Genomic DNA, 21,620 nt, shown 5'->3' with positions numbered 1-21,620 from the left:
GAGCTTGTCGGCAAGCGAGTTCCAGTCTTGGTTTTTATTTGTGTTTTCAGATAGCGGCTTCTCTTCCTTTGACAAAGCCTAAAGAAGTGATAGCCATCACTAACGAAGTGCCTCCTTGACTTAAAAACGGAAGCGGAATCCCTTTTAACGGTAACAGTCCAATTACCGCACCGATATTCTCAACCGTTTGAAAAACCAGCGAAAAGATGAGGGCGACACAGATGTACATACAAAAACGCGAATTGCTTCGCAAACCAGCTACTAAAACTTGATAGAACAAGTAAAAGTAGAGAAAAACAACGGTGGCACTGCCCACAAAGCCCCAGGCTTCCCCGATAAAAGTAAAAACCATATCAGACTCACGAACAGGAACATACACTTCAATCCCATGCACACCCTTGCCAAATAAACCACCCGAACCGATTGCTAATAAGCCCTGTACTTGTTGGTAGGAGATTTTATCGACATAATCATAGGGATGAATCCATGCTAAAATTCGATCCAATTGATATTGTTTAAAATGTAAAAAGAAAAGTACTTTGTGCCCCCACTCTGTAAAGACTAACAGAATCAAGACCACGCCTAACGTTGCTAAAGCACTGAAAATAATAATTAAAATTTTGCGATCAATTCCTGAAATAACTAAAAGAGATAAAATAATCGTTACGAAAACAAGGGATGTCCCAAAATCTTTTTGTACCGCCATCAAGAAAAAAACAGGCACACTAACCGCAACGATTTTTTTTAGAAGTTGCTTGTCTGAACGCCATTTATCGGTCCAGTCTTGTTGCTCATGTTGGACAATAATTTTTGCCAACATTAAAATAAACGCAATTTTCGCAATTTCTGATGGCTGAAATTTAATAAACCCTAAATCTAACCAGCGCTTTGTGCCCGTCAATAAATACATTCCTTGATCATAGGAAAAATACAAAGCGCTCATCAAGATTAATGAAAATCCATAGAAAAAAGGAGCTACTTTCCAAATAAATTTCTGTGACAGCCGACTAGCTAAAAACATGCCTGCATAGCCAACAAAAATAAAGAAAAGTTGTTTTAATGCTGGCACAGTTCCATCTTTTCCTTCATTAACGGCAATCCAGTATTGCACACCAGAAGATAAAAGTGTGAGTAAAAAAATGGGCAATAATAAATCATAATTAAGATGTAAGTTGAATTTTTTTGTATTGACCATTTAACTGCCGCCTTTCGTTTGCAATAATTTTAATGACGATTCCTAATGCCACTGAAAAGATTAAATAACTTGTCCCGCCGTAACTAACAAACGGTAAGGGAATGCCCGTCATTGGAATCAAACCCAAAACGCCACCAATATTGATTGCCGTTTGAGCTAAAATCAAGGTCCCGACCCCTAACAAAAACAAGCCGTAACAATGATTTTTTATTGCACAACTACTCCGCAAAATCGAGGCCGCTAAAAATAACAAAAGAAATAACAATAGTAAGCCGCCAATCAAACCGAGTTCTTCCACAATTACCGCAAAGATAAAATCTGTTTGACCTTCTGGTAAGCCACCTTTTTTTACCATACCATTGGCTAGTCCGGTACCCCAAAACCCACCGTTATACATCGCTAAATAGGCCATTGAAGGCTGAAATCCGCGATCATGAAAGGATAAAAAAGGATTTTTCAAAACAACTAAGCGGTCATACACATGCGCAAAAAAATGCGGTAAGTAGCGGTGATCGCCTAGAAAAATAATTATTTTAGAAAGAAGCGCCGCGCTAGCAACGACAATCCCTGCAGCAATTACACTAAATTTTGCATGAATACTTGCTGAGAAAATCAAGACACTGCCAATAACTAAAATAAGAATGGCCCCGCCAACTTTGGGTTGAATTAAAACTAAAAATGCAACGACCAAAACAAACAGCCATTGTTTCCTTAACTGCTTCGTTGTTAAGCCATTTTCTTTTTCACCTAAATAACAGCTCAAGTAATAAATAATCGCAAAATTACAAAGTTCTGATGGCTGAAATTGAATCCCAAAGAGAGAAATCCAACGCTGTGCGCCATTCGCTGCTACACCAAAAAAAGGTAGTCGAACCATTAGCAGTAATAGTACCGAAACTAAAAGCAGTCCAATCGCAATTTTTTTGTTAAATAACACTTCTAATCGAACTTTGTAGATCACGAACATTAGCACCCAGCTCAGACACATAATAATGCCTTGTTTAATAAACACAGCAGTGGGCTTCACGCCTTGCATCAGCAAGTCATAGCTACTGGCGCTATAAATCATTAACGCGCCAATAATACTCAATATAATAAAGGTCAAAAGAATTTTTGTTAGACCTAAAGTACGTAGATTCATTCTCTCACCTCTATCTTTTTTCTAATTAAATCAATCTTACCAGTCTGAGTTAGAAAACAAATAGAGAGTTTTTTATAGAACTATTACTAAGATTACATAACAAAAAGTAGCTAGACTTGGTTCATTTCACCTAGTTTCGCTACTTATAAAAAAAATCATTTATATAATTTTTGTGTGTTGCTCACATTTCTGATAAATTTTTCCAAACTTATCTCTTTCTAAATACTGATAATCTACTAAATACCGTCTCAAAAGTGCATAATCTTCATAGATTTCTCTAAGTCGCTGATTGACTTCTTTTTCCGTATATTCTTTCCCAAATTCAAATTGGTTGGCCACACGTTGAAACACTTGGACTTTTTTCGCATTTTTCTTGGGAATAACCAGCAACTTTCCTTCTTTAAAAAAATTTTCAACCATGTTTATTCTCCTTTTTTGTTTTGACTATTGTTTAGAAAATTGATGATTCAGTTTTTCTTTCTGTTTATCGGTCCATTTGCCAGCGACTTCATTGACAATTGTTTCAGCAAAATCGCCTACTTTTTCCCCCGTAATATTTTTGATAGGTGTTCCGTTAGCAGCTCCTTCTTCAAACAAATCAAGTAAATCAGTCAACGCATTGAACATATTGGCTCCGCTATGATCTGAAAAATGCCATGCATATTTTTCGATTTCTTGAAATACTTGTCGATACTCTGCTGGTAATGCTGCAATCCGTCGTTTATATTCTTTGTACTCTTTTTTATCCCCAACAACTTTTTTGATCAACGCTTTAAAATTTGACATGCTCTATCCCTCCATTTTTTTCATCTTGTTTACTTGTTTTGAAAGCAACGTCCAACGCTGCCAAAAATCAGCGAGTTCTGCTTCTCCTGATGAAGTTAAGCGATAGAACTTCCGCATTGGCCCTTTTTCTGAAGGCTTTTTTTCAGCTATAACCCATTGATTTTTTTCTAAACGGAGTAAAATCGTATAAACGGTTCCTTCAACAATTTCAGTAAAACCTTGGTCATTTAAAATTTTTGTAATTTCATAACCATATGTTTCTTTCCTTTGGATGATGGCTAAAACTAAACCTTCTAAAATGCCTTTTAGCAACTCTGTCTGCTTCACTGCTTTTCCTCCCCAACCTACTCTTTAGTACTATGTACCACTACATAATAATACTGAGTACCGATTCTGTCAACTACTTTGTGATAAAAAGTAGTAAAAACACGACAACCACCGGTACTTAACTAGTGGTTGTCGCGTCTTATTATTCTTTATTCATTTATTCTGAGGTCTACTTCAAAGGCTTCTAATTCTGCAGGATGTGTTTCTGGATAAGTAAAGCATGTTGAAAAGTGCCACTCCCCACCACTTATGCCAAAATAACCTGGCAGTAATTCCAAAGCCAATAGTGCTTCTGACGTTTCTTTTTCTGGTAACGTAATCTGAAAAGTAGTCGCTGGAACAAAACCGAACTTCATATAATAAGTTGGATGACCCAGAATAATCAATCCGCCGATGCCTAATTCTTTGGCCTTCTGAACAGAACGCTTAATTAACGCTGAGCCCACGCCCATGTTCTGCGCTTCTGGATGGACACTTACCGGCCCAACGGTCAAAACGGTCTTTTCTGTATAATCAGGTAATCGTAGTTTAGCTTTTGAAGATATAATATGGCCCGTTAATTTCCCTTGATCAGTTTCTGAAACTAAGGACAGCTCCGGAATAAAGTCAGCACTTTCTCTTAATAAATGCACGATAAAATGCTCTGTGGGACGCCAGTTTTCGGTCAAGTTTAATTCCTTAAACGCTTGATACGTTAAACGTTCTACAGCTTGATACTCTGTAGGTTTTTCTTGACGAATCTTCATTATTTGTCCTCAGATTGTTGAAAATAGGCAGCCGTGTCTCGTTCATCTTGTTTTAATTGGTCGATTAAGGCTTCAGCCCCATTGAATTTCACTTGATCACGTAAATAATGATTCCAACGAACCACCACTTGCTCACCATAGATATCTTGATGGAAGTCCAAAATATAGACTTCCACGGTTAAATCGCGCCCTTCTCCAAAGGTGTCATTATGACCGATTGAGCCCATGCCAACATACCATTTGCCACCAACTTCGATTTGCACAGCATAGACGCCAATTCTTGGTAAGCGCACGGTGCTTTTCACTTTGACATTAGCGGTTGGGAAACCCAATAACCGACCACGAGCATCGCCATGGACAACTGTTCCTTCTGTTTCATAAATATATCCTAACAATTCCGTAACCTCTTCCATCTCGCCGGCTTCCATTTTTTCGCGAATTCTTGTTGAGCTAATTTTGGCACCAGTCATTTCTTCTTTCGGTACTGTCACCACTTCAAAACGGCCTTGCGCATAAGTTGGTAACTGTTTGACTCCAGCGATTTCTTTAGGACCATACGTATAATCAAACCCAGAAACGGCCACTGCACTATTTAAATTAACGATATACTGATCGACAAAATCTTGCGGTTTTAATTGAGCAAACGCTGAAGTAAATTCGACGATATATAAAATATCAACGCCCAAGTTGGCCATTAGGCGTTCTTTTTGTTCCAAGCTAGTTAAATATTTCATATTTTCTGGTAAAACTTTTTGAAAAACGATTGATGGGTGTTGGTTAAAGGTCATCACAGCTAACTTCAAGCCTTTTTCCTCAGCAATCTTTTTGCCTGTTTCAATTACTTTTTGGTGGCCTTTGTGAACACCGTCAAAAAAGCCTAGGACCATCACGACTTCGTCATTAGGAATTTGATTGGGTTCATAGGGATGATGTAGTTGAATAACTTGCATGTGCAAAAACTTCCTTCTTTTTTATTTAATTGTTCCGTAGAACTTTACTTGGTTTCAATAATTTATCATGCGTTGGGTGTGGCATGTATAAACTAACCACTTGATTTTGGTAAAATAAAGCAACTAGGGATTCTGGCATTGCCTTTATTCCTAATTCTTTTTTGTGCAAACGCATGCCATTTTTTACTTTTTGATATAATTCATCTGATAGATCAATTCGTGGGAATTGTTCTACTGCTGTCTCAATGGGCAACAGGCATTGATCGATTGTTTCAGCAGCCATTTGTTTAGCTACTTCTTCTAACGTTAAGCATTGCGCAGCTTGCAAACCGCCACTTGCCGTTCTAGTTAAATCCGACATATGGGCAGGATAGCCTAATTTTTTGCCAGTATCCACGGATAGTGTCCGCACATAGGTTCCTTTGCCGCAAACTACTTTAAACCGCCAACTTTGTGTTTGAGCGGATTCGTTAAAAATTGGTTCACTAGTGCGTTCAAATGAATAAATCATTGCTTTTCGTTGCGGCCGTTCAACTTCTTCACCGTTCCGGGCATATTCATATAAACGTTTACCATTGACTTTCACCGCAGAAAACATCGGTGGGATTTGTGTGATTTCACCCGTCATTTCGGCCATTGCTTGATCAATTTGTTCAGTTGACAGAGGTGTTGTAACTGGTTTTTTTTCAACAATTTCGCCACTAACATCTTCGGTTGTCGTAGCAAATCCAAGTGTAATTTCACCTTCATAGGTTTTGCCAGAATCTACCATATATTCGATCACTTTCGTTCCTTTGCCAACGCAAATGGGTAAGACCCCTTCGACATCTGGATCTAACGTCCCACCATGACCAATTTTTTTGGTATGTAAAATTTTTCTCAATTTAAATACGCAGTCATGACTTGTCATGCCACGTTCCTTCCATAACGGTAAAATGCCGTCCATTATAGTTCCTCCAGTTCCCATAATACTAACTTTGTCATTATAGCATAAAAGTGCCTAGCTTCGCAGTCTCCGTTGCTCATTCCCTTTAGCAAAATCTCTCCTAAATGCAAAAAAAGCCACAAACTCTGCTTTTATCAGAGTTTGTGGCTTTTTTTAGCTAGTAAATGCTCCCCATGTATTCTGTGCGTTGCCATCGTTTGGTCCGATTGGCAAATAAATTCTCGCGCCTGTCGTATCTGTTCCACCAATAAAAACATACCCATCTGCAATATAAAACGCATCGTAATAAAAGCGAGTATTTTTGGACCAGATACCATAAATGGGTGCTGACAAACTAGGTTGGCCCGCTCTTAAAACAATGCCTTCGTCCACACCAATTAGAAATGATTTCTTCGTTTGCGGGCGCCAAAGTTCAGCAATGTCGCCGTCGTTCACATAGCCTAACAAATGTCCGCTATTTTCAATACGGTAAAGGTTTTGTCGGTCGGGTAATTTCGCTGTAATTGTTCCTACTTGTGTCCAAAGTGCCTCTGCTGAGCGATGTTCATTGATTAAAGCATCTGGCGTTGGATAGATTGAAGTGAAACGAATTGCTTGTCCTACTTGATATTTTGGTGCATTAGGTTTACCAGGCTGAATAATGACAGTCTCACCTGTTTCAGAAACGCCCGTTTGTAAATCTTGTGCCAACTGCGCTTTACTAATCCCCCAACGCGCTAAATAACCATAAGGATCTGTATGATCTCCCCACCAATTTTTTGTAATCCAATCATGAGTGACTATTCCATAACCTGTTCCATCGTCCAGCGAAAAATCAGCATCAATGTTCTGAGCCAAATCACGAGCCAAATTAACATAGGCAGCATAATCTTTTTTAAACGTCGCCGCATTATTCGTTCGAGCCAATTCGATTTGCGCATAGGCTTTTTGGTTAGCTAAAGCACCTGCGCCATATTGAATTTGACCAGCAGGAGCTAATTGTTTCACTCGTCCACCAGATCCGACAAAATATGAGACATAAGCATTTGACCAATTTCGTTTCATATAGGCCACTTCATTGTCTAAACTGTGTGGTCCTAGGTTCCGCTCGTTTCCTGATTCATGTAAAACAATTAATTCATTGCTTGCAGAGCCTGGAAAATAAGCAAAGTTGATTGGATCCGCTTCGATAGTGTAAGCGCAAGTCGTCATCGGAATCGTTAAACTTAAGACAATCACTAAAGCAAGTTGAATCATTAATTTTTTAAACATAGCATGCTCCTTTCTTAAAAAAGCCATGGAAGGGAAGTCAAAATAACTTCCCTTCCATGGCTTAAACCTGCAGATAAATGGCGGAACAGAAGTAGCTTCTTCGGCAATCAGCCGAAAGTTCTACGTTTGTCCCGACCACTTCTACTTAATCATCTTTATTTTTTAACTGAATAAATAACTCTTTTAACTTTTTCGGCATAGGAATAAAGGTCGCAATATTTTCAAAAAAAGAAAGTCCTTCGTTCGCAATGTAAAAAATTAGAACCATTTCCCGAATTGGCAAATTGTTCCCCACAACTTTTTCAATACGAACCGCTACGGCAACCACAAATAACATCGTCACTTTTTTCGCAATTCCGAGCATACCAATCCGACTGGACAATTCTTTTGTGGCGATTGCCTTAATCCAACCTGTGATGAAATCGACAATCATTAAAAAGAGGAAAACATCCAACAATTGATCTAATCCACCTAATAAACGTATGACAATTCCACCGAAAATGCTTAAAAGCATTGTTATTGTGTTGAGATAACGTTCCATAAAAAGACTCCTAAACTAGCTTGTTATTTTGTTGGAAACGGATCGTCCGTGTACCAACTTCCTTGTAGGTAAATATTTCCAGCTCTGCTTGAGGCAAAAATTATCCCTTGATTTCCGATTTCATATAGTGCATTACAATTAGGATACGGAAAAGCGTAAGGTGCAACTGAGAGCGGAATATTCCAGACACTAGCACTTATTTTTGAGGACATTTTGTACCCAGTTGGTATGTTAAATACTTTAGGCATGTGGTTATTCAATTTCGTCGGATCACTCAGATTACATCTTACAAATGCATCAACACGATTTCCTACCCTAATTAATACAAATTTCATATTATCCTTATTAAAGGCCGCCTGATATTTTGTCTCGACTTCACCAACTCCACTAGCTTCATAAATAGCCATTTTAGAGGATTCCAAAGGTGCGCCATTGACGGTTGGCATAGTTACGAAATTCTTCACCCCAGCAATCTCTTGATCACCTGTTTGGGTCACAGCTTGACCTTTAATCGCTTCCGCAACGTTTTTCGGGTGCATATATTTACTCGTTAAAGTTCCCGCGACTGCTTCACTGTCTGATGCGAAGCCATAATTTTCTACATTGCCCAGCCCCACTTGTTCAGCGGTTACTTGGTGTGGATTATCCTGATTTTCCACATGCGTTTTGAGTTGCGCTGCTTGAACAAAACCACTCTTCGCTAAAACCGCTTGGGCATCAACAGACAGACCAATATGAAGCCCCACGTAATCAACTTCTAAGCTGGCTGGTGTCACACCATTCGATGAATCAGTGTAGCTCATTAAATAAATGAAACCTTCATCTGTGATAAAATTCTGATCATTGATTTGAATTGAAAAATCGCTGAACTCTTTTGCTGATTCTTGGATTTGAGTGACCCAACTATCCGTAGTTGGTAAATACGTAGCGATTTTAATCGTTTGATTATTGGGCGCCGTGGCTTTCACACGTTGATTAATCGTAAAAAATTGCACGTTCTGGCGAACAAATGCCACCGCCTCGTCAGTTGTGAATGTCTCAAACATTTGTGGAATTAATTTTTTAGCAGCTTCAACGAGATTGAAGGCTGCTAATTGTTGTGGAATCACACCGCTTTGGGTGGAACCTGTTTTCACCCCCTCATCATCACGGCTGGCCATTTTATTGTAGTCCACTTGGGAAACTTCCTCCCAAACATCTGTTGGCTTCTTAAGAATTTTAGCCGTAAAATCAGTGGAATAACTGTTTGCATTGGTGGCTGTATTGCCGGCCGTTTTACCGTTAAAGTCTAACTTCATTTTGACAGTAGTTGGCTTAGCCAATAAAGAAATGCCATCTGCTTTTGTCATGCGGTCATTCAAATCAATTTGAAGACGATTCGCTAGAGTAGCTTGTTTGATGCCTTGTGTATCTGTGCGTGCTTGGACAATTTCTGGATTACTATCACCCGCTTCTGCAACTAATTGATCGAAATCATTTCGTAAAGTATCAAATTCTTGTTTATTATTATTTGCCGTTGAAACTGCGTTTCCTGCAATTGTGATGGCTGTTTTGGCATTGTTCATCGCTTGGTTGGCTGTATCATTTGCTTGATTGCCTGCATCGGTAGCAATTTGTACAGCTTCTTTGCCAGCTTCATCGGCGATGTTTTTCGCTTCAGAAATTCCATTCGTTAACTGGACTTGGTAAGCATCAACTTTCTCAGCCGACGCGTTTGACTGATCCAAGATTGCATTGATTTTAAGGCGACCTTGATTCAGGGTATCTAATTCTTCAATATGTTCTACTGACATTTCGTCACACTCCTCTAATTTTCATTATTTTATTAAAACTGGCCACCCAATTGGGATTGAATATACACACGACAGATGACCGAAGCATCCAACCATAGTGGCTGGTGAGAGAAAAATTGAAGCGTGTGATTGCCGCGTTCTATTTTTCCATCTGTTGTTTTTCGTAAATAACTCAAAATGTTGAGCCGTTGTTGTTGCAATGATAGTTGGGGTAATTTTTTGCCATCCACTACCACATCAATGTTCGTTACAGAATGCGAAGGTCCTTTAGTAGTTGCCTTGAACGTTAATTCTGCGGTGTTTACATAAAGAATGTCCTCGTCAAAGTATAAATTCAGCTCCACTGGCTGTGTCTTGCTAAGTTCTCCTTGTACTGAACGATTTAAAAGCGTCGTCGCCCCTTGTGCGTAAGTTTCGCTAATCTCTTGTTTCCGACTGAAAGCTGTCATGGTACTATGAATTGTTTCTTGCAGATTTCCCAACTCTAGCTGAATGTCTTGGGGGGCACCAAAGACATCTTTTTTACTTTCTTTTTTGATACGAAGGTTGACACTCCCAAACTCATTCGTATTAATCATGACAACCGTACCCAACCGCAAACGATCAATTGCCAAAGGTTGATCTGTTAATTTAATCAAATCAGCTGCAGTCACTAGCCAAGAAATTTGCGGTTTAGTCCATTCTGCTAACATTCGCAAAGCATTTTCCTTTAATGCCTTGGGATCAGAAAAACGCTGTTCCACCCAAATTGCCTCCAATAAACCATAGCGGTCAATTGCGGCCTTATTCTCTAAATATGGAACCCCTTGATTGACCGAGCGAATATTGACTTTGTTAACACCTTCGCCTGAACCTAATGGATAAATCCGATTGATTAGCATCTTGGGGTTACGTTCTATTTCAAATCCTTGCATATTGTAACCTTCTTGAATTCGCGCAACTGGTTCTGTTGGTGGTTTGACTAATGAAAGTTCAAAAGGATAGACCTCTGTATTCCATTGCCAAAGATATTCCTCTTCGAAATCGGCTGGGATGCTAAATAAAGGCTCGACTATTCCATTTTCATTCTCCCATTTATAGGTTAATTTCCTTGAAAAATCACATTTTTTTAGGACCCAATGCTTTGTTTTTTGTTTATTTAATAGAAATTGAATGGCCTCTTTCGTTGTTTTGTTTTTAATTTCGTGACAACCCAAAAGGACAGTATCACCTAAGGTACATAATGCTTCTGTGGCAGAGTAGTGAATTTGATTATTGTTCGCATCTTTCTTAATTGTGGTTGGCATCACGCGATATAAACCAATATATTCATTCTCATTGTCGGTCAGTTCCACCCATTGCATTTCTGCAATAAATTCATTTTTAGGATCATCTAGCGGCATGGTAAAATCTAAACTGCCAATTTTGTTCTCTATTTTTTCATAACTGACTTGATAGGCATTATCCAAAATTGCCGTATATGTTCTTTTCAAATCCAGTGCCATTAACATTTAATCACCCTCCTACACAAATCGGTTAGGATAGCGAATCGTCAAGCGGAAGTCGCTATCTTTGGCTTGAATATACAGCGGTTCATTGGGATATAGATAAAAATCGTTCATTGGTCGAATCATCGGTGCACCATTTTTTGTCAGATAAAAATTTTCAGTATCAATGATAATTTCCGAACTATCAAAGTCTCCTAAGTTAATTGTATCGTTCCGTGTTTTAATCCAAACACCACGTCCGGTTCCTGTTAAAATAATGGTCGGTTTGACTTTTAAGCCTTCAACCGTAGGATAAATTTCAATTGGCCGAACTTCTTTGCCTAAATCCCCCATCGTGTAAGCCCGATTTTGAAAGGTAATCATGGTTGATCCCCAATAGGCCCCGCCTTCAATTAAAATTGGAAAATCAACTGCACCTGAGCCTGTATTCCCCATTAAGTAATTTGCTTGAAATGTAATGGTTGGCGAACCCCACATCACACTAGTCGCATCACTCCGTGTGTATTTATACGGATCAGAAAGCAATAAAGTAAAGGTGCCTGTTACTTGGTTAACGCCTTCGGGTACATCACTCACTGAAGACTTACTACCAAACCACAGCATTTCCGGTTCATCGTTAAACCAAATAGAAACGTCTTTTTCCGTAAACAAAGCAACATTTAAATGATTAAATGCATCTCGAAACGCTTCATTATTCACAGCTGAAAGGCGATATTTGACTGTTAATTCTCGTTCTGGAATCCGCGCATAAACGTGACGTTTGCCATCACGAATCCCTAATTGATAGCTTTCAATTTCGCTTGGAACTAATTCTCGTCCTGAAACTGATAATGTTTGATAGCCAGGGATGACTTTTTCCAAAAATTGGCCATTAAAGTTCAACGCTTCTGAAGGAAGAGGCGTTGAACGAGTTGCTTGATTGGTATCAACAAATTTATACATGTTATCCTCTCCTTCCTAAGCGGTTATTTTGTTTCACTTGTTGTCGTTGTAACTCTGTTGCTAGATAAGGTGCCGTAGTCGCTGCGACAACTTTTCCATCTAACGTTGACTCTACTGTCACAAATAATGGTCGATTGTATGCATCATTTTCTAAACGATGGTCAATCGTTGCCGTGAAGTTTCCTCGACCAGCTAAGTCCAAGGCAAAATCATTTAACAGCGGTAAATCTAAAATAGCAGCCATTGCTCTACTAACGGCTGTTTCGCCTGCATAAATCCCCGTGGCAATCGTGCCGCCGAAATTCAATTTATGCAAATCAGATAAAGGACCTTCTTTTGCTGGTGAAAATGGTAAAAAGTTACGAATTTTACTGACAACTCCATCAATTGCTTCTTTGGCTTTTCCAATTGCGCCTGTAATTCCATCAGCAATCATGCCGACAATATTCGCACCGGCATCAGTGAATTTTGAAAACCAACCTTGGATTGCTTGCCAAGCACCTTCAATTACAGAACCAATGGCATTTTTTACCTGATCGGCTGCATTGATAACGCCATTTTTGATATTTTCAACTAACTGTCCGCCCGAAGCTAACAGTTGACCAAAATAAGAACCAATCTTCGTGATCATTTGTGAGATTAATGTTCCTGCTGCGGACAACAAGGCACCCAATAGACTGAGTACACCATTAATTAAGGCTTGAATCAGTTGAATCCCAGCACTTAATAACTGTGGCAACGCATTGATTAACGCACCCATTAAAGCGGTAATTAGCGTAATTGCTGCAGTAACCAGTTGCGGTAAAATTGAAATAATCCCTTGAATCAAGGCCATTAGCAATTTGACACCTGCGCTGATGATTTGTGGTAAGGCACCAATTAAGGCATTTACCAATGTCAAAATTAAGGTAATAGCTGCCGCAACTAAGGTTGGTAAAATCGAAATAATTCCTTGAATTAACGCCATTAACAATTTGACACCGGCACTGATAATCTGTGGTAAGGCACCTATCAACGCTGTCACTAACGCTAGAATAATTGTCAGCGCTGATTGAATTAACTGAGGTAAAATTGTCATAATCCCAGTGATTAATGCCATCAAAATTTGTAAACCAGCAGTCAAAATCAACGGTAACATCGTAACAAATGCATTGACTAAGGCCGTGATAATTGAAACACCTGCTGTAACTAGCATCGGTAACGCTGTGACAAAAGCTGCTACTAATGTAGTGAGGATATTAATCGCTGCAGTTGTAATTGTTGGCAAGGCGGTGACAATCGCATTAACTAAAGTCATTAATAAGCTCAAACCAACTTCTATCAACATTGGTAAGACTGTTGTAATCCCCTGAATCAACGTAGTAATAATTTGTGTTGCCGCTTCAACTAAAAGTGGCAAATTGGCAACGATCGCACCAACAATTAACGTAATTAAACTAGATAACGCGGTGACGATACTTGGAATAGCTTCTGTTATTTTCCCGAGAATACTGGTTAAGACGGTTGTAAAAAGTTGGATAACTTTCGGTAGATTGGCCGCAAGCATTGTTGTAACCGATGTAATCGTGTTACCTAAATTATCAAAGACTTGGGTAATACCACCCGCACTCAAATCACCGGTTTTCATCCAGGCCGTCACGAATGAAACAATCAAGGAAATAATTAGACCAAACGGCCCAGAAATTCCTAATGCAGCCAGTGCAACTTTTGTCAGAACTTTTACCAAAAGACCAACCGCTAAACCAGCTTTGTCAAAGGTGCCACCAAATTGCCCTAATAAGTTACTACCTAATTGCAAACCGCTGGCAAAAACACCTGCTAGCACACGACCAATTGTTGAAAAAATAGTCGCCATTTTCTCTAAGCCTACTGCAAAAAATTGTTTAAAAACTGCCATTACTTGTTGAAAGGCCGGCTGGATCTGTTGTAGCAATCCTACCAATTTGCCAAACGCCGCTGAAACAGCTCCTTGAATGGCACTAGCTAAGCGATTGATACTATTTCTAAATGTTTCATTGGTTTTATAGAAATAAATAAACGCTGCTACCGCTGCTAAAACGGCTGCTACAATTAAAATTAACGGTCCTCCACTTAAGGCACTAAAACTAGCACTTAGTTTTGATAAGCCACCACCTAACTTCCCAATGTTTCCTTTTACAAGAACCAAACCATCACTAAACTGTTGAAATTTTTGCTGAGCCATCGTTACCATAATCAGCATGGGCCCAATGGCGGCTAAAATACCCATAATGGCAACAATAAAAACTTGGACGGGTTTTGGTAATTTGATAAATAAATTCACCAAAGCTGTAATGCCTTTGACGACTGTGATAACCACTTGAACCAAAATTTCCATTCCTGGAGCCATCACGCTTTGAATCACTTGTGCCGCCGCTTCAAATGATTGATTCATCTGAGTCAATGCCCCTTGCAACTCGCCTTGCAATGAATCAGAAATCCCTCCTGCACTGGCCATAATCAGTCCTTGCATTCCTTGAAATTCGCCACTGATCCCAGCACCGACGCCCATAGCTGTTTTTAAAACGTTCAGCATAGGTAAGGAAACGGCACTAGTCATGGCCGTCCCAAAGCTCAGCATATTATTTTGTGCATTAGTAAAGCCATCAGAGGTTTCTTTCCCCGCTTTTTTAGCTGCTTCACCGGCTTGTTCAGCAGAATCTGTTAACGCTGTGTTCATTTGATCTGCTGCCTTTGCTGTTTCGTCTCCTGTTTTTTTCACTGTTTCTCCAGATTGTTGCATGACGGTTTTAAATGTGTTCATGACCGTGGCTGACTGATTGACACCCGCACTAATTTTCCCTAAATATCCACTTAATAAGGCATACTCACCGCTCATACTTTTTAATGCTTGTTGGACGCCTGCAAGGCTTTTCTTTGCCTCCGATAACGGCGTTTTTTCTTTGTCATTCTCCATCTACTCTCCTCCCTTCTCGATAGCGGCGTAGACGCTCTGCCACAGTGGCAAGTTGCGTTTTTTTCCGCTCATTTAATTTTGTTCGTTGTGGCTGGTTAACTGCCAGAACTTCAGCAACTCGTTTTTCATAATCATAAAAACTTTTAAAGCTTTCAAAAACGGGTTTTCCTTTTTTGTTTGTCGCTTGCGCTTTAACATTTAAGTAGGCAAGCTCGTGCCTTTTCCGCTCTTCATCTACTTCTGCTAAATTAAAAGCAATCATTCGTAATTCAAATTCAGACATGGTCATCTGATCCACTTCTTCAAATGAACGACAGCCTAAGTAGCGAAAAGCAGAAAGAGCGATGTCGTGATACACGTCATCGCTCGTTTTAATTAGTTGGTTGCTTGCGCTTCTGCTTTCTTCGCTTCTTTGCTGAACTGATCGATCATTGGTTTTGTAAGAGGTTGCTTTCCCATTTCTTTAAGCAAATCATCTGAAAGTTTTTTGACATCTTGGGTCATTAACCATGCTTCAATTTCCGACTTACCTATTTTTAATTGCCCACTTTGTAAGGCTTCCATGATGTCAACTAAGATTACTGGATTGTATTGGCGTAAATAAATCATTGCTGAACTGATGCCCATGCCGAATTTGGCAGCGCCATTCTCAATTTGGTAACGTTTATCTAATTCGCGAATCGCGCCAATCGTAAATTTCACTTCAATTGTTTTTCCGTTAATCTCTAAATTCATTTTTTATCCTCCTAAAATTCAACACTTTTTGATTATGCGCCAGGTTGTGGTGCTTTATCTGGCACGGTATCTTGGAACGCATATTGTGCTTCCGCAATAATATCTGCTTCTACTGTTGCAAAGCCATCTTGTGGTTTGCCATTAATAGAGGCTTCTGTTTCGATTTCTACTAATTCTTCTACATTGGCTGGTAAACTCCATGAATTTACATAACCTTGGGCATAAATTGCTGGATATTTACCTTCCGCATTTTTTTCACCTTTTAAATCAACATCCCAAAATTCCATTAAGATGCCATCTTCAACTGCGTCTTTCATGTATAAATTTTCATCATCTCGAGAGGCTAAACCGCTTAACGATAACGTAACTTCTAAACCAGAAACAGCATTCGCAACGCCATCTTTTGTTTGCGTACCGCTCGATTCACGTGAGAATTCCCATTCATGTTCAATTTGAAATAAGGGTTTCATTGCTTTCTTTGTCGCTGCTTCATCCAAGCGACGGACTAATAAAATACGGTCTTTTCCTTGCATAACTTCTCCCATTGATAATTCCTCCTAATAAAATTGCATGTGTAATGGTAGTACAGCATGCCAAATTGTTTTTTTCATTTGTTTGGTATCTTTTACCATTTGTGCTTTGACTTCTTGATGTTTGATACCCCAATTAAAATGAGCCGTTCGTTTTAAGTTACTGGTTGCCTGCCGTAAAATCGTTCCTTTAATTGTAGAAATTTGTTGACGTTCAGATAACGCACCATAAACATGAATCATTAATTCAATTTCTCCCAAAATAGCTGATTTAGTTGATTTAGGTAATTCTTTACTATCGCCTAAGCAAACAAATGGCTGATCTGGTAAATCTGTCGGCAGTTCCTCTAGCAACAAAAATCCTGACGTCTGGCAGATTGCAACAAGTGCTTCATATAACTCTTGTTCCGCTTCATTCATTTTTAGCGCCACCTTTCCATTCAAAAGATTCAGGATTGGTTAACAAATTGGCTCTCTTCTAGTCAAAATGAAGGATCTTGAAAGTAGCCGGCATTTTCTGCTCCTTCATAACTGACACAAGAAAGCAGTCAAAATCATAGAATTTCGTGTCTTCATTTCTTTTTGAGTTGCCTCACGTTTATCTATCTCTTTCGACACTATTAATTTACCATGTTGACACCTGAAAAAATTCCACGCTTTTTCCATGTTTACATCCCTAGTTCATCTGCCACTGCTTCAAAGAAATGATTTCTTAATTTATAGGCTTGGCTTTTACTAATAAATAATTGCTGGGCAAGTCCAATTAATGTTAAAGATGTTCGTTTTTTCATATATAGTTCTTCAATAATCACGCGCGTTTGTTCATCCGCTTCAGCTAAACAATTTTTGATAATGTCTCGATTTCTCTCTAAATTCCACAGACGACGATCCATAGCTATCGTAATCGCCATTCGTTCGGTCACTACAGAGTGAAGTCCTTGTCCTTTAATACCAGCATTTAAATCCGCTTCTTGATAAGGGTGCCGTAATTCTTCTTCCCGTTGACGGATATACTCATCTGTTTTATAAAAGTCTGCTAAAATATCTTTGATATAGTTAAATGTTGACGTACGCATTGGTTAGTCTCCTTTACTTTTATTCATTTAAAAGTGTTAATCGATAAATAAAATAACACTCTTTCGACATGTCTAAGCCGTGACGAATCGCTTCATCTGAATAACCGAGCCAAATTAAATAGAGATACTCGCTTTTTGTAAACGATGCGGCCTTGATGGATTGGATGGGTCTTGATTGATCCATCGACCAATTACCGATTGCTTGTCCTAATTCTTGAATTTCCTGCATAATAGGTTTATTTTTCTGACTTGTCCAATCGGGATATTGATTCATTAGTTGTAAGAGTCGTTTTCTTTTTTGTGCTTTTTCGCTTTGTTGCTTTGAAATATCTTTAAATACAACGCTTTTCATTTCAAATAAATCTTTTTTACGTTTTGTTAAATTACTCATGTTTACGGCCTTCTCTTTCACCAATTAGATAACCTAACATCAGTGTCATTGTCCAAAAGATAAACCCTATAATAATTGTTAACATATTTATTTCACACTCCTCATTCGTTTGTCTGTTGTGTCTTTATATTGGAAAACATAGCCACTGGCGTGCTTCATTAGACGAGAAATAATACGTGTTCCATAGGCCGCCACTAGTTGTTTTCCAGAAAAATTAGTAGTAAAAATAGTTGCTTTATTCTGTCTAGCTTCTAAAATTCGATTTAAGATGTCATTATTAAAATCCGTACTAACTTTATTTTTAATTCCTAATTCAGCACCTAAATCATCTAAGACCAAAACATCTGCTTTCTTCATTCTAGTAATATACGCTTGAGCCTTTGCTTGGCTTTTGGCCGACTCATTCATGGACATTTTTAGTTTTTCTAATAACTCAGAGTAGCTGACAAATAAACAATACTTTTGATATGCAGAGCGTTCTAAGACTTCATGTAAAATACTGATAGCCAAATGACTTTTACCGACACCCGGTTTCCCTGAAAAAATAACGTGGATTGGCTTTCCTTCAACAATCGCTGAAACTGCTGCTAAGGCCCGCTCTTTTGCTTGTCTTGTTTCTAATTCAGTGGTTTGGTAATTGGTTAAGCGACATTGCCGTAGCGCATCATCAGCAATTAAGGACCCTTGATGAAAAAATTTTTGTGTACGCGCTATAAAACTCTCTTGAGAACGTTGTTGAGTGGCTTCTTGTTCATGTTTTTTTAGCATTTTATACCCACACGACCAACAAGTTGGGGCACAACGTTCTGTGCCATCTTTATTTTTTTGTTGCCAAACATATTGTTCACTGCCACATTCAGGACAACGGTCTTCAACTTTTTCTAACAATTGACTCAATAGTATTTGAAAAGTTTGATCTGTCGCATGCATACTGATTTCCTCCTTTCTTTAAAAACCTAACTCTTGATATTCTTCTGTCATTTGCGGCGTATGCTCCAACACTTGTTTTTTATCATTTACTAGAACTGCATGTACGGATAAATAATTTTGTTGTTCCCAACTTTTCAAAATAGCATTTACATAGCCATAATTCCGTTTATTTCGATCAACGGCAATCCCTAAAGCATGCAAGATTAATTGGCATGCTTCCTCTTGGCTAGCCCCTTTTTGAATAAAATCTTGCAACCAATACTTAAAATCTTGGCTTGTTTTTGAAGCTAGAGTGCCAAAGCCGTTCTCCTCGTAAAAGTGATAAATCATCTTTAAACAGTTGTTTTCTGAACTACTACCTTGACTCTGACCTAATTTAGACTGGACTAAGCTTTCCTGTGGTAACCGTTGGTAGTCAGCTGGTTGACCACTAATAGACGATTCTGTTTGAAACGTATAAGCTTTGCTATTTTTTTCAACAATCTGATTTTTTTCTTCTTGATACAAGGTTGGTTTGTAACGATCACTGCGAATATAATTATGAATTTTCCAATGTTTGATAACGATCACACCACTTTCAAATACTAGAATAAATTTTTTAACCATTAGCAATTTTAGATCGTCTTCCCCACAACCAACCATTCGCTGCAATTTTTTGGGATTATTGATAAATCCATCATCATCGGCACGCATCGATAAATGAAAATACAGGGCCTGACTTGATAAGGGCATATCTAAAAACGCATCACTATCAATAATCGTTTTTGCAAACATGCGTCGTTCTGCCAATCCGCTTCTCTCCTTTTGACTAAATTATTGTTATTCTGTTAGTAATTCCATGAGGCCAATCATACCAATCACGATGGCCCCAATTTTTATTGAGACACTGCTTATTAATAAAATAATTGCTAAAAGTAACATATCCGACAACGTTTTTTTATAGTTCCGACTCATTTCTTCACCCTTTCCACCAAAATACGGTTTTCCGAACAAGATGCTCAAAAAAATTTGTTCAGTTAACCGAACATCTGAATGGCTCTATCTTAGCACCAAATATTTTCACTGTCAACTCATAAGTTCGGTTTTATGAACAGGTGATTTTAATTGAGATTGTTACTTGCCTTCTCTAAACAGATATAGTATACTTTGAGGCAATAGGAGGTTCGGAAATATGAACATTTTTGCTATCCGTTTAAAAGAGGCTTTAACAGTCAAGAACATCAAACCTAGTGAATTAGCGAAAAAAACTGGCATCGGTAAATCTTCGATCAGCGATTGGCTAGCTGGTCGTTACGAAGCGAAACAAGACAAAGTTTATCGCATTGCAGATGCATTAGACATTAATGAGGCCTGGTTGATGGGACAAGAGGTTCCCATGGAAAAAAATGCCTCAACTATTGACCGCATTTATAAAAAATTAGAACCCCAACGACAAGCTATCGTTTATCAATTTGCCGAACAACAATTACACGAACAACAAACGCAAGCAGAAATTCTCTCATTCCCTCGCCGTGACGAAATGACACTGGCTGCCCACGCTGGGGATCCAGAAAAGATATTTTCAAAAGAAGAAATCGAGAAAATTCACGATTACTTGGATGAAATTGATGCCAAATATCAACAATCGATTTCTTCTGACAAAAAAGAGGATTAACTTCCCATCTACTCTTTTTTATTAAGTAATGGCAGGTGAATGGTAAAGTGAATGATTATGAAAAACTCGTCAGTTCCATTCAAAAGGATGTGACAGTTTTGGAGATTGATTTATACAATCAAACAGGTTGTTATGGGTTGTATCGAAATGGTAAAATTTATATTGAAAAAACATTAAGTACTCGTCAAAAGAAGCATATTTTAGCCGAAGAATACGGACATTATCAAACATCCGTTGGCACTATTTTAAATCAAAATTGTACAGAAAATCGGAAGCAAGAGTTGAAAGCCCGCAATGTGGCCTTAGAGCAATTAGTTACGTTAGACGATTTAATTCGTTGCTCTGAAGCTGGCTTAAGTAACCATTATTCTTGTGCTGAATTTTTGGAAATCGATGTTGAAACATTAAAAAATGTGATTACGTACTATCGACAAAAGTATGGCGCCACTTATCTTTATAAAGGACGAATTTTTGAATTTAAGGATTATTCTGTGATGGTGTTAAATACTGGGTTAACTTAAAAAGCATGGAACAAAATCCTTATTGATTTTGTTCCATGCTTTTTAAGTATTCTGGAAATTTCAAGAGCGGTTTTTGTACCAATGGTTAATATGTCCAACGCCAAGCATAAGATTGGGAACAAGTATAAGGACGAATATAAATGACGGACAAAATCCGATGAACTGAATAATGCGTTCCCGCATACTATGTAGTACAAAGAAGAAAAGAAAAAAGTACAGGAAACTATTGCCTGAACCCATTTCTTTTAAATAACGATCTCCATTTTTATAGAAAGCAACAATCCTTTTCATCTTTGCACCTCCATGACTATTTTATCAAGAAATCATGAAAAGAAAAAGCACACCATTCGTCTGGTGTGCTTTTTCTTTTTAATTATTCACCTTGATTCAACTTACGAATCAACTCATCAATGTGATTTCCGTATTGGACAGATTCGTCTCTTTCAAAAATCAACTCTGGTGTTTTATACAAGGTTAACCGTTGTCCTAATTCTTTACGAATCAGTCCTTTGGCTTTGTCTAAGCCTTGTTGAGCTTTTTGTTGTTCGGAAGCTAAATCAGATAACAAGCTGTAATAAATCGTTGCTTGTTGTAAATCACCGGTCACACGAACATCTGTAATAGTGATGCCTTGGACGCGTGGATCTCTGATGCGTTTGTTCAAGATATCATTCACTTCACGCATGATTTCTTGGCCTACACGACGGTCACGATAATTTGCCATAGTGTCTTCCTCCAATTAC

26 protein-coding genes are annotated in these 21,620 nt (G+C 38.5%); 2 read left to right on the top strand and 24 right to left on the bottom strand.

From position 1 onward, the window contains the following. Nucleotides 1-46 precede the first annotated feature (46 nt). The 23 genes from IGL49_RS05260 to IGL49_RS05150 form a co-directional block, all read right to left on the bottom strand. Complete coding sequence (locus IGL49_RS05260; protein ID WP_104854610.1) at nucleotides 47-1,195, bottom strand: FtsW/RodA/SpoVE family cell cycle protein; 1,149 nt, start codon at nucleotides 1,193-1,195, stop codon at nucleotides 47-49. Further along, complete coding sequence (locus tag IGL49_RS05255; protein ID WP_104854611.1) at nucleotides 1,161-2,336, bottom strand: FtsW/RodA/SpoVE family cell cycle protein; 1,176 nt, start codon at nucleotides 2,334-2,336, stop codon at nucleotides 1,161-1,163. Before IGL49_RS05255 ends, IGL49_RS05260 begins: the two co-directional genes overlap by 35 nt. 159 nt (nucleotides 2,337-2,495) lie before the next feature. After that, the gene (locus IGL49_RS05250) at nucleotides 2,496-2,756 is read right to left on the bottom strand and encodes a DUF2087 domain-containing protein (protein ID WP_002360471.1); all 261 of its coding nucleotides are present in this window, start codon (nucleotides 2,754-2,756) and stop codon (nucleotides 2,496-2,498) included. 24 nt (nucleotides 2,757-2,780) lie between these two features. Further along, a complete protein-coding gene (locus IGL49_RS05245) occupies nucleotides 2,781-3,122 on the bottom strand; it encodes a DUF1048 domain-containing protein (RefSeq protein WP_002357836.1) in 342 nt (113 codons plus the stop codon). A gap of 3 nt (nucleotides 3,123-3,125) precedes the next feature. Beyond that, nucleotides 3,126-3,449 (bottom strand): PadR family transcriptional regulator, encoded by a 324-nt coding sequence (locus tag IGL49_RS05240; protein WP_002357837.1) that lies wholly within the window; start codon nucleotides 3,447-3,449, stop codon nucleotides 3,126-3,128. Nucleotides 3,450-3,598: 149 nt separating this feature from the next. Then, nucleotides 3,599-4,195, bottom strand: a complete 597-nt coding sequence (locus tag IGL49_RS05235; protein ID WP_104854612.1) for a GNAT family N-acetyltransferase — start codon at nucleotides 4,193-4,195, stop codon at nucleotides 3,599-3,601. Continuing rightward, nucleotides 4,195-5,145 carry a riboflavin biosynthesis protein RibF gene (gene ribF, locus IGL49_RS05230; RefSeq protein WP_162782443.1) on the bottom strand — a complete coding sequence of 317 codons (951 nt, stop codon included), beginning with the start codon at nucleotides 5,143-5,145 and terminating at the stop codon, nucleotides 4,195-4,197. Before ribF ends, IGL49_RS05235 begins: the two co-directional genes overlap by 1 nt. Nucleotides 5,146-5,170: 25 nt before the next feature. Continuing rightward, nucleotides 5,171-6,091, bottom strand: a complete 921-nt coding sequence (gene truB / locus IGL49_RS05225) for a tRNA pseudouridine(55) synthase TruB (RefSeq protein WP_002357840.1) — start codon at nucleotides 6,089-6,091, stop codon at nucleotides 5,171-5,173. A 153-nt stretch (nucleotides 6,092-6,244) separates the two neighbouring features. Continuing rightward, entirely contained in the window at nucleotides 6,245-7,369 is a 1,125-nt protein-coding gene (locus IGL49_RS05220; protein ID WP_162782441.1) for an SH3 domain-containing protein, read from the bottom strand. A gap of 118 nt (nucleotides 7,370-7,487) precedes the next feature. Further along, entirely contained in the window at nucleotides 7,488-7,883 is a 396-nt protein-coding gene (locus IGL49_RS05215; RefSeq protein ID WP_104854615.1) for a phage holin family protein, read from the bottom strand. Nucleotides 7,884-7,906: 23 nt separating this feature from the next. Next, entirely contained in the window at nucleotides 7,907-9,676 is a 1,770-nt protein-coding gene (locus IGL49_RS05210) for a hypothetical protein (protein ID WP_104854616.1), read from the bottom strand. Nucleotides 9,677-9,708: 32 nt separating this feature from the next. Then, a complete protein-coding gene (locus IGL49_RS05205) occupies nucleotides 9,709-11,166 on the bottom strand; it encodes a phage tail protein (RefSeq protein ID WP_104854617.1) in 1,458 nt (485 codons plus the stop codon). Nucleotides 11,167-11,178: 12 nt separating this feature from the next. Next, nucleotides 11,179-12,105 (bottom strand): distal tail protein Dit, encoded by a 927-nt coding sequence (locus IGL49_RS05200; protein WP_104854618.1) that lies wholly within the window; start codon nucleotides 12,103-12,105, stop codon nucleotides 11,179-11,181. 1 nt (nucleotide 12,106) lies between these two features. Beyond that, the gene (locus IGL49_RS05195; RefSeq protein WP_104854619.1) at nucleotides 12,107-15,040 is read right to left on the bottom strand and encodes a phage tail protein; all 2,934 of its coding nucleotides are present in this window, start codon (nucleotides 15,038-15,040) and stop codon (nucleotides 12,107-12,109) included. Then, complete coding sequence (locus IGL49_RS05190; RefSeq protein WP_104854620.1) at nucleotides 15,030-15,398, bottom strand: hypothetical protein; 369 nt, start codon at nucleotides 15,396-15,398, stop codon at nucleotides 15,030-15,032. Before IGL49_RS05190 ends, IGL49_RS05195 begins: the two co-directional genes overlap by 11 nt. 17 nt (nucleotides 15,399-15,415) lie before the next feature. Further along, nucleotides 15,416-15,775, bottom strand: coding sequence for a tail assembly chaperone (locus IGL49_RS05185; RefSeq protein WP_002357848.1), 360 nt, complete (start codon nucleotides 15,773-15,775; stop codon nucleotides 15,416-15,418). Nucleotides 15,776-15,807: 32 nt separating this feature from the next. Continuing rightward, nucleotides 15,808-16,320 carry a phage major tail protein, TP901-1 family gene (locus tag IGL49_RS05180; RefSeq protein ID WP_002381948.1) on the bottom strand — a complete coding sequence of 171 codons (513 nt, stop codon included), beginning with the start codon at nucleotides 16,318-16,320 and terminating at the stop codon, nucleotides 15,808-15,810. 12 nt (nucleotides 16,321-16,332) lie between these two features. Further along, nucleotides 16,333-16,749: a hypothetical protein gene (locus IGL49_RS05175; RefSeq protein ID WP_164982873.1), complete on the bottom strand. Its 417-nt coding sequence runs from the start codon at nucleotides 16,747-16,749 to the stop codon at nucleotides 16,333-16,335. Between the two features lie 224 nt (nucleotides 16,750-16,973). After that, entirely contained in the window at nucleotides 16,974-17,381 is a 408-nt protein-coding gene (locus tag IGL49_RS05170) for a RinA family phage transcriptional activator (RefSeq protein WP_104854622.1), read from the bottom strand. Between the two features lie 19 nt (nucleotides 17,382-17,400). Next, nucleotides 17,401-17,793, bottom strand: coding sequence for a hypothetical protein (locus IGL49_RS05165; RefSeq protein ID WP_025189516.1), 393 nt, complete (start codon nucleotides 17,791-17,793; stop codon nucleotides 17,401-17,403). 66 nt (nucleotides 17,794-17,859) lie between these two features. Beyond that, nucleotides 17,860-18,702 (bottom strand): ATP-binding protein, encoded by an 843-nt coding sequence (locus tag IGL49_RS05160; protein WP_104854623.1) that lies wholly within the window; start codon nucleotides 18,700-18,702, stop codon nucleotides 17,860-17,862. Between the two features lie 18 nt (nucleotides 18,703-18,720). Continuing rightward, on the bottom strand, nucleotides 18,721-19,476 hold the full coding sequence (locus tag IGL49_RS05155; RefSeq protein ID WP_164982892.1) for a DnaD domain protein: 756 nt from the start codon (nucleotides 19,474-19,476) through the stop codon (nucleotides 18,721-18,723). A 45-nt stretch (nucleotides 19,477-19,521) separates the two neighbouring features. After that, on the bottom strand, nucleotides 19,522-19,704 hold the full coding sequence (locus IGL49_RS05150) for a hypothetical protein (protein ID WP_104854625.1): 183 nt from the start codon (nucleotides 19,702-19,704) through the stop codon (nucleotides 19,522-19,524). Between the two features lie 169 nt (nucleotides 19,705-19,873). Between IGL49_RS05150 and IGL49_RS05145 the strand changes: the two genes are divergently transcribed. Both IGL49_RS05145 and IGL49_RS05140 read left to right on the top strand, forming a co-directional pair. Then, on the top strand, nucleotides 19,874-20,356 hold the full coding sequence (locus IGL49_RS05145; protein WP_104854626.1) for a helix-turn-helix domain-containing protein: 483 nt from the start codon (nucleotides 19,874-19,876) through the stop codon (nucleotides 20,354-20,356). A 35-nt stretch (nucleotides 20,357-20,391) separates the two neighbouring features. Then, nucleotides 20,392-20,877 (top strand): toxin, encoded by a 486-nt coding sequence (locus tag IGL49_RS05140; RefSeq protein WP_162782438.1) that lies wholly within the window; start codon nucleotides 20,392-20,394, stop codon nucleotides 20,875-20,877. Nucleotides 20,878-21,250: 373 nt separating this feature from the next. On the opposite strand, the gene rbfA is transcribed toward IGL49_RS05140, so the two are convergent. Then, a complete protein-coding gene (rbfA, locus tag IGL49_RS05135; protein WP_002360497.1) occupies nucleotides 21,251-21,601 on the bottom strand; it encodes a 30S ribosome-binding factor RbfA in 351 nt (116 codons plus the stop codon). Nucleotides 21,602-21,620: the final 19 nt, after the last annotated feature.

Origin of the sequence: Enterococcus sp. DIV1337a (assembly GCF_051712285.1) — a bacterium.
Classification (GTDB): domain Bacteria; phylum Bacillota; class Bacilli; order Lactobacillales; family Enterococcaceae; genus Enterococcus; species Enterococcus faecalis.
The sequence above is the reverse complement of the archived record's forward strand: the minus strand, read 5'-3'. Positions and strand labels throughout refer to the sequence as shown.